At 68.1% G+C, this 11932-nt stretch carries 9 protein-coding genes; 1 reads left to right on the top strand and 8 read right to left on the bottom strand.

From position 1 onward, the window contains the following. Positions 1-126 precede the first annotated feature (126 nt). The 4 genes from AC50X6_RS04685 to mtrA all read right to left on the bottom strand — a co-directional run bounded on the left by AC50X6_RS04685 (position 127) and on the right by mtrA (position 5773). Positions 127-1158, bottom strand: coding sequence for a ComF family protein (locus tag AC50X6_RS04685; protein ID WP_494965094.1), 1032 nt, complete (start codon positions 1156-1158; stop codon positions 127-129). A 145-nt stretch (positions 1159-1303) separates the two neighbouring features. After that, entirely contained in the window at positions 1304-3025 is a 1722-nt protein-coding gene (locus AC50X6_RS04690) for an LpqB family beta-propeller domain-containing protein (protein ID WP_494965095.1), read from the bottom strand. Continuing rightward, positions 3022-4887, bottom strand: a complete 1866-nt coding sequence (gene mtrB, locus AC50X6_RS04695) for an MtrAB system histidine kinase MtrB (RefSeq protein ID WP_494965096.1) — start codon at positions 4885-4887, stop codon at positions 3022-3024. Before mtrB ends, AC50X6_RS04690 begins: the two co-directional genes overlap by 4 nt. A gap of 211 nt (positions 4888-5098) precedes the next feature. Beyond that, positions 5099-5773 (bottom strand): MtrAB system response regulator MtrA, encoded by a 675-nt coding sequence (gene mtrA / locus AC50X6_RS04700; RefSeq protein WP_326965679.1) that lies wholly within the window; start codon positions 5771-5773, stop codon positions 5099-5101. 243 nt (positions 5774-6016) lie between these two features. Here mtrA and AC50X6_RS04705 point away from each other — a divergent pair, with 243 nt between their 5' ends. Next, positions 6017-6730 (top strand): DUF4166 domain-containing protein, encoded by a 714-nt coding sequence (locus tag AC50X6_RS04705; protein ID WP_494965097.1) that lies wholly within the window; start codon positions 6017-6019, stop codon positions 6728-6730. A 55-nt stretch (positions 6731-6785) separates the two neighbouring features. Here the strand turns inward: AC50X6_RS04705 and AC50X6_RS04710 are convergent, their stop codons facing one another. The 4 genes from AC50X6_RS04710 to AC50X6_RS04725 form a co-directional block, all read right to left on the bottom strand. Then, on the bottom strand, positions 6786-7829 hold the full coding sequence (locus AC50X6_RS04710) for a uroporphyrinogen decarboxylase/cobalamine-independent methonine synthase family protein (protein WP_494965098.1): 1044 nt from the start codon (positions 7827-7829) through the stop codon (positions 6786-6788). Between the two features lie 2 nt (positions 7830-7831). Continuing rightward, positions 7832-8293, bottom strand: coding sequence for a chorismate mutase (locus tag AC50X6_RS04715; RefSeq protein WP_494965099.1), 462 nt, complete (start codon positions 8291-8293; stop codon positions 7832-7834). A gap of 913 nt (positions 8294-9206) precedes the next feature. Beyond that, the gene (locus tag AC50X6_RS04720) at positions 9207-10910 is read right to left on the bottom strand and encodes an ABC transporter ATP-binding protein (protein ID WP_494965100.1); all 1704 of its coding nucleotides are present in this window, start codon (positions 10908-10910) and stop codon (positions 9207-9209) included. After that, positions 10907-11932 carry an ABC transporter permease gene (locus AC50X6_RS04725; protein ID WP_494965101.1) on the bottom strand — a complete coding sequence of 342 codons (1026 nt, stop codon included), beginning with the start codon at positions 11930-11932 and terminating at the stop codon, positions 10907-10909. The genes AC50X6_RS04720 and AC50X6_RS04725 overlap by 4 nt, the downstream gene beginning before the upstream one ends.

The raw sequence follows: 11932 nt of genomic DNA on the forward strand, positions 1-11932 counted from the left end.
TTCGGTGACACGACGGCGGCACATCCTGGGGCTGATCTGACTGACAGTCGAGCCCCTTTCCGAGCCGCTATCGACAGGTACATCTGTTCTTGGTACCCATCTTCGACGTTAGTTCATAGCCATCTCTTATTCATCCTTTTTTGGTTTATTTTTTTCCTTGCCGCCCGTCGCTTCAGCCCCCGTGCGGCCACCGGCACCGAACTCCATTGCAACCGGCGGGCGTGTCGCGGCGAGGACGACGGCGCCCCTGACCAGGCCACCCGCTGCCCGCACCGCCCTGGCCGCCTCGGCCAGCGTTGCCCCGGTGGTCAACACGTCGTCAACAATGATGCAGTGCCGGCCGCGGATGTCCGGAGGGCGCAGTCCTCCCCTGGCCCGCATGGATCCGCGCACCCGTTGCCCGCGGGCTCCCCGCCCGAGGCCTTTCTGCCCGCCGGCCGGTCCCGCCCCGGTCCCTGCCACTGTTCCTGTCAATGTCCCGCTCAGCGATCCGCTCAGCGTTCCGGCCAGGTCACGTGGCCGGGTTTGGGCCCTGGGGCCGGCCTTGCGCAGGGCGTCGACGACGGTGAATCCGCTGAACTCCCCCGCGGGGCTGCCCCTACCGAGCCGGCCAAGCAGGAGGTGGACCGGGCTGAAGCCCCTTTTCCGGTAGGCGCCGCCGCTCGTGGGTACCGGGACCAGCACCAGTCCCTCAGCATCCTCCGCCGCAGCCCTGATGGCGCGCGCGAGGCCCCTTGCCAGCACATCCCCGAGCTGCCCCTGGCCGTGGCTCTTAAAGGACAGCAGGGCCTGCGCCAGCTCCCCGCGGTAGGCGCCGGCGGCCACGACAGCTAGGAGTACCGAGCCGTCCACGTCCATCAGGGCGGGTGCCTGCGCCTCCGCCCTGAAGGGCGTTCGGGTCAGGAGGCGGACCTGCCGCTCGCAGCCGCCGCAGAGGGCCAGGTCCTCCGCGCCGCAGCAGACGCAGTCCACCGGTACCGCCAGAGCCAGCAGCTCAGCCGCCGCCGCGCCGGCCCGGTCCGCCATCCGCAGGAGCGGGCGGCGGTAGTCTCCGCGGTGTTTAGCCGCCGTCAGTGCCGCCGGAACCAGATCCGGGTCCACGTCGGTGCCGTCGCCGGTGCCGCTGTCCCCGACATGCGGCTGCCCGGGTGTCTTCATACGCCAAGGTTCCCTCCGGCGCCGGGAACCCCGGAAGCCGCTGCGGGCCCTATGTGGACAACCCGCCGTCCACAACCTTCTGGGCACAACCCTCAGTGGAAACCCGCTCTCTCAGAAAAATCGGGTCGGGCCGTCCGCGGACGGCTCAGCCCGGGAAGGACGGATCGATCGGGCCCTTGAGCTGCGGCGACCAGCCGTTTCCGAGCCGCTGGAAAATGCCGTCCGCGGACTGGGCGAAGATTTCCTCGGGGCCGTTGCCTGCGCTCAGGGCGGTCAGCCCGGGCCACGGCGCCAGCTGCTGCGGCGTGGCGGAAGCGAGCGACAGCAGTTCGGGAGTGACGCTCTCACCCGCGGAGCCCTTCATCACGGCGACCGTGGTGTCGTCCACCCACACGCCCTGGTCGGCCCCCCGGGAGGTCAGCAGCGTCATCGGCGCGGTGAGGTCCTTCGGCGTGCCGTCTGCCGCCCGGACGACGCCCGTCACCTGTACCCTCGTCTTGCCGTTCTGCTCGGTAATGACGAGGGCCCGGGCGCCGTCACGGGATACCCTGAACTCCTTGATGATCCGGCCGGCAAGCCAGGTGGGCGCCAGCGTCACGGCCGGCACCGGGGCGGCCTCAGCCACGCCGACGGGCCGGTAGGCAATCACTTCGGTGGCGCCGCTGGCCCCGGGGCCGGCCGTCCAGACCCAGTCGTACCGGTCGAACGAGGGCCCGGTCAGACTGGTCCGGGTGGAGAGCGCCCTGGCGGGCTGGCCGGGCACGATGGAGTACAGGGTGGTCCGGGCCGCGTCCAGGAACGCCGCCGACTGCGAGCGGGGGGATTCCGCGGGCGCCCGTGGTGCCAGAGCGGAGACGGACTGGATGTCCTGCAGCGGGGAGATCCGGTTGTTTTCGTACCGGACCAGGTCGTTTTTGCTGACGGCAATCTGGTGCGATGGGACGTTCGTGTCCCGGATCGGCGGCAGGACCGATCCGTTGTCCTCGACGCGGACCAGGTCCTGGTTGGCGCGGAGCTCGACGTTGATGACGTCGGGCTGGCTGCGGAAGGTCAGGGCCAACTGGGTCTGCATCCGCAGCCGGTCCTCGTTCGAGGCCTCCACGAGGTCCTTGGCGGTGAGGTCCACCTGGGCGGCGCCGGAGACCACCGGGACCGATTCGCGGGCCAGCCTGATGCCGGAGGGGAAAGCGCTGACGACGGCGCCCTTGAGATAGGGGGCGGGTCCGCCGAGGAGGGCGCTGGTCATGGCCTTGACGGTCTTCTTAGCGATGAACCACCGGACATCCGGGACCGCATAGGTGAAGGTGGGGTCATAGAAATAGATTGGATAGGCCCCGTAGATGACTTTGAAGGTTTCCTCCGGGATTGCCGTCCCGTCCGGGATCTGCGCGATCCTCCATTGACCGTCCACCTGGGTCAGCGTGGCGGGAATGTTCTCCTTGGTCCCCTCGGGCAGCTGGGTGGCGATGCCGTCCGCATCCACCGTGTATGCAAGGTCCAGCTCATAGTTGAAGACATTGTCGACGCCGGTGGGCACCACCCGGGCGGACCGGAAGACGAGCGCCCGCTGGTCGGGTTTCCAGGTGACCGACGATGCCTGGGTGAGGTACTGGCGGGCCACCGCGTAGTCGTCCTCGTAGCCGCTGCCGGCGAGGTAGAAGTCCTCGATCACCGTCTCAGGCCCGGCGCCCGGGCGCGGCGCGGACGGGAAGAACACCGGGGCATTCTTGGGGTTCCCGGCGCTCTCGTCCGTACTCTTGCCGACAGGTCCCGAGCGCGGAATCTGGGCACAGGACGTCAGCAGCACCAACAGGACCGCCAGCAGCGCTACGCCGGCGCGGGTGAGCTTGCTCGAGCCTTCACTCATGACCACTCCTTCGTTCCGGCGCCGGTCGACCCGGTGGAGCCGGCGTCCGCTGTACCGGTGGCAGCGCCGCCGTCGGGAACGCCGCCGTCGGGATTGCCCTCAACGTCGGGCAGCCCGTCACCGCGCTGCTTCCCGACGGCAAGGCGCGGCTCCGGGACCGAAGGGTCCAGCAGGACTAGGGTCCGTTCCCGTCCGGTACCGGGGATCCCGACGTCGGCGGGCTCCAGCTGCAGCGGGGACTTGGTGATGATCCCGCCCTGGTGCAGCGGGAGCGTCAGGCGGAAATTGGCGCCACTCCCCTTCTTCCCCCAAGCCTGGAGCCAGCCGTTGTGGAGTTTGGTGTCCTCCGCGGCGATGGACAGGCCCAGGCCACTGCCTCCGGTGGTCCGGGCGCGGGCCGGATCGGCGCGCCAGAAGCGGTCAAAGACGCGGGCTGCCTCGGCCTGGCTCATGCCGATTCCGTGGTCCCGGACGGCAACGGCCACAGCCGTGTCGTTGGCCGCCACGGAGATGCTCACGGGCCGGCCCTCGCCGTGTTCCAGGGCGTTCAGGACGAGGTTGCGCAGGATCCGGTCGAACCGCCGGTCGTCCATCTCCGCGATGATGCTCTCGGCGGGGGCATTCAGCGTGACCCTGGAGCCGTACTCGGCGGCGACCGGGGCCACGCCGTCCAGCACATGCGATATGACCTGCACTATATCGGTGGGTTCGGCGTCGAGCATGGCAACGCCGGCATCGAAGCGGGAGATCTCCAGCAGGTCCGCGAGCAGGGACTGGAAGCGCTCCACCTGATGGTAAAGCAGCTCGGCGGAACGTTTATTGATCGGGTCAAATTCTTCGCGGGCGTCGTAAAGCACCTCGGCGGCCATCCGAACAGTGGTCAGCGGGGTGCGCAGTTCGTGGGAGACGTCGGAAACGAAGCGCTGCTGCATCTGGGACAGGGTGGCGAGCTGGGTGATCTGCTCCTGGAGGCTCGCGGCCATGTGGTTGAACGAGGCGCCGAGGCGTGCCACCTCATCCTCGCCCTTGACCACCATTCGCTCCTGCAGCTGTCCGGCGGCCAGCTTTTCGGAGACCAGAGCGGCATGGCTGACCGGGCTGACGACGTTCCGGGTCACATACCAGGCGACGGCGCCGATCATCAGCGCGAGCGCCGCGGCGCCCGCGAGCAGGACGTTCTGGATCTCATCGAGGGTCTTCTGGGCCGTGTTGAGGTCGTAGATGAGATAGAGCTCGTAGACGGTGCCGTTGAAGGTGACCTTGTTGCCCACGGCGATGCCTGGCCGGTCCTGGGTGCCCACCGGGAACTCCGTGGACGCCCAGAACTGCTCCTTGCCCGAATCCTGCACGGCGGTGCGCAGCTCGGCAGGAATGACACTGATAGTGAGCTGGTCCGAGGCCCGGGATTCGACCCAGCGGTTCCGGGGTTTAGTCTGTTCGGGCATCGCTTCGAAGACGTAGCGCTGGATCACCGATCCGCGGCCCTCGACGGCGTTCAGGGTGTCGTAGACGAGGGTGATCACGCTGGACTGGTCAGTGACCTGCGCGCCGTCGAACGTGTCCTGGACCTGCTTGACGTTGTAGCGGGTCTCCGACTCTGCCTGGGCGAGACGCTCCTGGAAGAGGTTGTTGGCGATCTGGTTGGACAAGTACGCTCCCACCACGGCGAATGAAGCGATGGCGAGCATCAGCGTGGTCAGCACCGTCCGGAACTGCAGGGACCGGCGCCACTTCCGGTGCACTGCACGCACCACGTGCCGGCTGCCGGGCACCAGTCCGGCCACACCGGTGCGCACCAGCCGTGCGACCCGCACACCCACCACGCGGGCCCGGCGGGCCCAGATCCGGGTTCGGAACGCCACGGACTGAGCGCCCGGAGTTACGCCGGCGGCAGGGTGCTGCCCAGGGTTGGCGCCTGGTTCAGCTGCGGCGTCAGGCCCGACGGCGGGCGGTGCGGCGTCAGGCCCGACGGCGGGCGCCGCATAGTCAGATTCCCGTGTGCCAGCCGGAGTGCGGGCGCCGCTCGCCGGCAGCGCCTGCCCGCCCGGCACCCTAGGCGTGCCGTCCGAGGGGTCAGGAACCTGCTTTGTAACCAACACCACGGACCGTCAATACGACTTCGGGGGCTTCCGGGTCACGTTCGATCTTGGACCTCAGCCGCTGGACATGCACATTGACCAGCCGCGTATCGGCGGCATGGCGGTAGCCCCAGACCTGCTCCAGCAGGAGCTCCCGGGTGAAGACCTGCCAGGGCTTGCGGGCCAGGGCCACCAGCAGGTCAAATTCCAGCGGAGTCAGCGAGATCCGCTCGGTGCCCCGGCTGACGAGGTGGCCGGCGACGTCGATGGTGACATCCGCAATGCGCAGCGTTTCCGGCGCCTTCTGGTCGCCCGGGCGCAAGCGCGCACGGACACGGGCCACAAGCTCGGCGGGTTTGAAGGGCTTCGGCACGTAGTCATCGGCGCCGGATTCCAGGCCCCGCACGATGTCGGAGGTGTCGGACTTCGCCGTCAGCATGACGATGGGCACATCCGACTCGGCGCGGATCTGGCGGCACACTTCGATGCCGTCGATGCCGGGAAGCATCAGGTCCAGCAGCACAAGGTCCGGCTTCGAGGAACGGAAAACTTCCAGGGCCTGCCCGCCGTCAGCGCAGAAGACGGGTTCGAACCCGTCGTTGCGCAGCACAATACCGATCATCTCGGCGAGCGCCTCGTCATCGTCCACTACCAGAATGCGTGCCTTCATAGTTATATATTCCCCTATTGAATTGGCTTTGTCGTATTCGGCGCTTCACCGGCATGGCGTGCGCCGAGGCTGGCGGGCGGGCCGGTCTGCCCGCGCGCCGGTGTGTCCGCCTTGCCGGACGCGGCCGCGGCAGGCCCGGCTGTGACAATCGGCAGGCCCGGCTGTGACAATCCGCGGACTGTCCTGCATGCTGTGGACAGGCACTTGTCCGGCCAGGATGAGCGGAATGACCAGGAGGATCCCGTGAGCACCCCGATTTACGAGCGCGCGCTCGGCCGCGACTTTGCCCGCCTGCAGCCGGAACTGCAAACCTATTTTTCGCTCGTCCCGGGATCCGGCCACTACGGTGTGGGCGAGGGCGTATTCGAGGTTGTCGGCTGCCGGCAGCGCTGGCTGCGTCCGCTGCTGCGCCTCGCCAGCAGGGAGCAGTCCTTCTTCCCGGAATACGGCGAAGGTATCCCGTTCCGGATCGAGAACCACGCCCATCTGGACCCGTTCGGCCGGTCCAGCCTGACGGCCCGGCGGGAGATCTTCTTCCCCGGCACCACCCGGCTCTTCCACGACACCACCAGCTTCGACGATTCGGGCAGTCGACGGGGGCTGGTGGACTATGTCGGCCGGTACCGCCGGCTCGTCACGGACCTCAACCTCAGCGTCACCGCCGGCGGCAGGCTGCGCGGTGTTTCGGAGTCTTCCCGGCTGTTCCTGGCGCCGCTGCGGATTCCGCTGCCCGCTGCCTTCGATGCCAAGGCCTACGCCGAGCAGTGGTGGGAGCCGGGCGAGGGCGGCACAGGCAAGCACCGGATCCAAGTCAAGGTGATCCAGCCGCAGATCGGCCTGGTGCTGGTCTATGCCGGCCACTTCGATTACCGGCTGGAGCCCTACCCCGGCGGCATCACGGCCCCGGGCTACCTTCCCGAGCGCGCCCGTCCGGACCGTTGGGAGCGGCGCGTCTGACGGCGGAGCTTTCGCGCGCAGGCTTCCGGCACAGGCTTATGGCTGGCGAGAACGGCTAGCCGAGGGCAAGCTGGTTGAGCCCGTCGGCCACCTGGGTCAGCCGCGCGAGCACCGCGGTCGCGGCGGAAGGCGAATGCCCCTCCAGCCCGGCCGACGGCGTGACCCGCAACGCGCCCAGCGTGGACGCCGGCAGGCCGAGCTGCCGCCACGGCCGCCAGACGGACTCGACGACGTCGGCAACGCGGGGCAGCGCCGCGGCGGGCCAGGCCACGTCCAGGGCTCCGGTCCATAGCCGTTTGCCACCCTCCACCGCGCCGGCCAGCTGCTCCCACTGGCGGGAGGTGAGAGCACGGAGCGGCACGGCGATCCCGTCCGCGCCGGCCGCGAGGATCCGGTCAAACGGCGCCTCGATTTCAGCGACCGCGACGACGGTTTCAACGGCCCCGGCTGCCCGCAGCGCGTCGATGACCAGCTGCCAGGAGTCGGTGGCTTCCTGGCCTGGCACCGAGCGTAGGGTCCGGTAGCCGCTGGAAGTGGGAATGGTGCCGGCCAGCACGGACGCAATCTCGGGCTCGTCGATCTGGACCACGATGCGGGCCCCGGGTGCCGCCGAGGCAACCCGGCTGAGGTAGCTGCCGGCACCCGCCGCCAGGGAAGCCGCGAGGTCGCGGCGGGCGCCGTAATCGAGGAGGGCGCGCTCCCCGTTGTGCAGATGCAGGCCGGCAGCGAGGCTGAGCGGGCCGCGCAGCTGGATCTTGATGTCCGTGGCGGGGGTGTCCTCCGCTCCGATCACGTCGGCCAGGATGTTGATGTCGGTGGAGAGGGCCGAGCGCGCCCGCTTCAGATCCTGGCCGGGCCGGTCCACGATCCGCCAGCCATGCGGCTGCACGTCGACGGACAGGTCCACCAGCAGGGAGGCGGTCCGGCCGAGGGCGTCCGATCCGACGCCGCGGTCCGGGAGCTCGGCGAGGAAAGGCAGATGGGGGCTGCCGAGTTCGCCGCGGATGATCCGTGCCGCCTCGACCGGGTCCTCTCCGGGCCAGGGGCCAAGGGCGGTGGCGGTGACCTCGACCGGCTCCGGACGCTTGGGGGCGGCCACGGCTAGGCTTCCTCGGACACGGCAGGGTCCGCGGAGACGCGTCTCTGGGCGTTGGCGGTCTGGGAACTGGCGGCCTGGGCTGCGGCCTCGTGGTCCTCAGCGATGGCCTCATGGTGGCGGATGACCTCCCCGATGATGAAGTTCAGGAATTTCTCGGCGAAGGCCGGGTCCAGGTGCGCCTCGGCGGCCAGCCGGCGCAGGCGGGCGATCTGGGCGGTTTCCCGGCCCGGGTCGCCGGCTGGCAACTTGTGCCCAGCCTTGAGGAATCCGACCTTCTGCGTCGCCTTGAAGCGTTCCGCGAGGAGGTACACGAGGGTGGCATCGATATTGTCGATGCTGGAGCGGATTGACAGCAGTTCCGCCATCACCGCCGGATCCACCTGACCGGCCAGTGAGCTGGCCCCGGGGTCATAAGTGTCGGCGTCGGCGTCGGCGTCGGGATGAGTCTGGTTCTGCTCGGTCATTGACCCAGTCTAGGTACCCCACGGTTCCAAACCGTTCAACGCGGCCCGGGCCGGCTGGTGCGGGAGCCTGCCCCGGGGCCTTCCGGTGCGCTTTCCCGAAGCGTTGCCGGGCGCTTTCCCGGCGGCATGTGCGGGCGCCTGCCCCATGACTGCTGCAAAATCGTGGCCAGTGGCTTGATTCTGGCGGATTTGAAGGTTCTGTTGGCGTTTCCGGCCGACGGCCTATCACCATCACCACCGTCTGGTGGCTTCCGCAATGTTGGTGTCTTGGCTATCCGGCAGAGGGTGATGGCCAGTTTCCGCAGAGAGGCCATGAGTCGGGGCGGATTGCCAGGCGCGCCATCGATTTCTCTTCGATGATCGTCACGTCCGGGCACACCTGGCGGGAGCCGTTCGGGTGCGCCGTCCGGTGGTGCCGTTTGAGTGCGTTTGAGTGCGTTTGAGTGCGCCCATTCTCCACAAATGGCCGGTATAAGGGCCGTCATCCCGGCCATCTGTGGCAAATCGACGGCATGGTGGCCGCCCCGTTGCCCCCCTTGCCACGAAGGACCTGCCGACCCAAAACCACGAAGCCCCCGCCGCTGGGCATGTCCAGTGGCGGAGCTGCTGCGTTCGTCCTTGCTCCCCGGGTGACGACGTTCCAGCCCAGTTACTCCGTTCCGGAACCCGTCTCGGCCCCCGGGAACCGCAGAATTCCGCAGGATCCCGCGGGTGCCGGCCGGTGCGCGCGGAAGCAACTGGGCAGGAGCGTCATACCGGCGCACCGGGACGCCCCAAAGCGGCCATCTTTGGCGAACCGCTGGAGTCCCACCTGACGTGACGCCGGTGAAAGCAGGAAGATCCATGGTTGTGGAGGTATCCCGCGTGGAAGCGAACGGTGGGCATGTCCGGCCAGCGGATCCCCGGCGGCGGTCTAGCTGTGGAGCACCTCGCGGAATGCCTCCCGGCGCCGGGCCTGCTCATCCGGGTCGGGAACCGGCAGGGACGCAATGAGCTTCTTCGTGTAGGCGTGCTGCGGATTGCCCATCACCTGGCTACCCAGGCCCTGCTCCACCAGCTTGCCCTTGTAGAGCACCCCGACCCAGTGGGACAGGATATCCACGACGGCGAGGTCGTGGCTGATGAACAGGGCGGCGAACCCAAACTCGGCCTGGAGCTCCTTGAACAGCTCCAGCACCTTCGCCTGGACCGAGACGTCGAGGGCCGACGTCGGCTCATCGGCGATCAGCAGCCTCGGGTTCAGGATCAGCGCCCGCGCCAGTGAGGCGCGCTGCCGCTGCCCGCCGGAGAGTTCGTGCGGGAACCGCTCCGCGTAGGACGCCGGCAGCTGCACGGATTCGAGCAGCTCGCGGGTCCGCTGGCGTGCCTGCGCCGGCGTCGGGTTGCTGTGGATGATGAGCGGCTCGGCGACGCAGTCGCCGATGGTCAGCTGCGGATTGAAGGACGCCGCCGGGTCCTGGAACACGAAGCCGATCTGCTTGCGCAGCGGCTTGAAGGTGCGTTCCTTGAGGTTGAGCATCTCGTAGCCCAGCACCTGCAGGCTTCCGCCCGTGGTCCGGTTCAGCCCCGCGATGGCCCGGCCGATGGTGGTCTTGCCCGATCCCGACTCGCCAACGAGCCCGAACACCTCGCCTTCCGAGAGCGTGAAACTGACTCCGTCGACGGCCTTGAAGGCGGGGCTTCCCAGCCGGCCGGGGTACTCGATGGTCAGGTTCCTGGCCTCGACAAGGACCTCCCCGCCCTGGTGGGCGCGCTCGGTCATGCCTTCCGAGGCCGAGTTCCGGCCCAGGTGCGGAACCGCGGCCAGGAGCTTCCTGGTGTAGTCCTGCTTCGGGTCGGCAAAGAGAACCCGCGAGGACGCCTCTTCGACGACGTCACCCTGGTACATCACGACGACGCGGTCGGCGAGATCGGCCACCACCCCCATGTTGTGGGTGATGAGCACAATCGAGGTACCGTACTTGTCCCGGAGATCCCGCAGTAGCTCCAGGATTTCGGCCTGCACGGTCACGTCCAGGGCGGTGGTGGGTTCGTCGGCGACGATCAGCCCCGGGTTCAGCGCCAGCGCCGCGGCAATGACCACGCGCTGCTTCTGCCCGCCGGAGAACTGGTGCGGGTAGTAGTTGACCCGGGTTTCCGGATCCGGGATACCCACCTTGCGGAGCGCCTCGACCGCGCGGGACTTGGCTTCCTTGGCGCTGACCTTACCGGCTCCCCCGTGGCCGGCGTGGGCGCGGATGCCCTCGGCGATCTGCCAGCCCACGGTAAAGACGGGGTTGAGCGCGGTGGACGGTTCCTGGAAGACCATGGCCACGTCCCGGCCCCGGATCTGCCGGAGCTTCGCGGCGCTGACGCTGATCACGTTGTTGCCGTTGATCAGCACCGCTCCGGAGCTGATGGCGGTGTCCGGCAGCAGTCCGAGGATGGTCTTAGCGGTGACGGTCTTGCCGGAGCCGGATTCGCCCACGATCGCCACCACTTCGCCGGGGTTGACCGCCAGGCTCACGTCCTTGACGGCGTAGACGTCGCCGGCGTCTGTGGCGAAGGTGACCTTGAGGTGGTCGATGTCCAGGACAGGTCCGGCGCCTGTGCCGCGCTTGTCAATGTTGGTGGTCATGAACTTCTCACTTCTCCTGCTGTTGCTGCCGTGGCGGCGGTGGTGGAATCGGGGCCGCCTTTTCCGGCGGAGGCTGCCTTACGGCCCCGCAGCCGGGGATCGTTGAGGTCGTTGATGCTCTCGCCGACCAGCGTCAGTCCGAGCACGGTGAGGACGATCGCCAGGCCCGGGAACACCCCCGTCCACCAGATACCTGAGGTGGTATCCGCCAGCGCCTTGTTGAGGTCGAAGCCCCATTCCGCGGCCGAGGTCGGCTCAATGCCGAAGCCGAGGAAGCCCAGGCCGGCCAGGGTAAGGATGGCCTCGGAGGCGTTGAGCGTGAAGATCAGCGGCAGGGTACGGGTGGCGTTCTTGAACACGTGACGGCGCATAATGCGGATATTGGAGGCACCCACCACCTTTGCCGATTCCACGAACGGTTCGGCCTTGAGCCGGATGGTCTCGGCCCGGATGACGCGGAAGTACTGCGGGATGAAGACGACGGTGATGGAAATCGCCGCTGCCAGGATTCCGCCCCACAGACTCGACCGGCCACCGCTGATCACGATCGCCATGACGATTGCGACGAGCAGCGACGGGAAGGCGTAGACGGCGTCAGCAATCACCACGAGGATCCGGTCCAGCCAGCCGCCGAGGTAGCCGCTGATCAGGCCCAATGCAACGCCGATGAAAATCGACATGACCACGGCCACGATGATCACCAGGATGGCGGTCTGGGCGCCCCAGACGACCCTGGAAAAGACGTCGTAGCCGCCCACGGTGGTACCCATCAGGTGTTTGCCGCCGGGGGCCTCCTGCGCCGGGAAGCTTCCGCCGGCGTCGGAAATCTGGGAGAAGCCGAAGGGGGCAATCAGCGGCGCGAAGATCGCGGTCAGCAGGAAAATACCGGTCAGGACGAGTCCGGCGACGAGCATACCCCGCTGCAGTCCGACGCTCTTGTTGAAATGCGAGATGACCGGCAGACGCCGGAACCAGGGTGCGCGGCGGTCCGCGCCGGTTTCGATTGTGGGAGCGGTGCTCAT

It is taken from the genome of Pseudarthrobacter sp. HLT1-7, assembly GCF_059383435.1.

Excerpts from the sequence above, each read along its gene's own strand:
- AC50X6_RS04685 (WP_494965094.1), bottom strand. The coding sequence starts at position 1,158 with ATGAAGACACCCGGGCAGCCGCATGTCGGGGACAGCGGCACCGGCGAC.
- AC50X6_RS04690 (WP_494965095.1), bottom strand. The coding sequence starts at position 3,025 with ATGAGTGAAGGCTCGAGCAAGCTCACCCGCGCCGGCGTAGCGCTGCTG.
- mtrA (WP_326965679.1), bottom strand. The coding sequence starts at position 5,773 with ATGAAGGCACGCATTCTGGTAGTGGACGATGACGAGGCGCTCGCCGAG.
- AC50X6_RS04715 (WP_494965099.1), bottom strand. The coding sequence starts at position 8,293 with ATGACCGAGCAGAACCAGACTCATCCCGACGCCGACGCCGACGCCGAC.
- AC50X6_RS04720 (WP_494965100.1), bottom strand. The coding sequence starts at position 10,910 with ATGACCACCAACATTGACAAGCGCGGCACAGGCGCCGGACCTGTCCTG.
- AC50X6_RS04725 (WP_494965101.1), bottom strand. The coding sequence starts at position 11,932 with ATGAGCACCGCTCCCACAATCGAAACCGGCGCGGACCGCCGCGCACCC.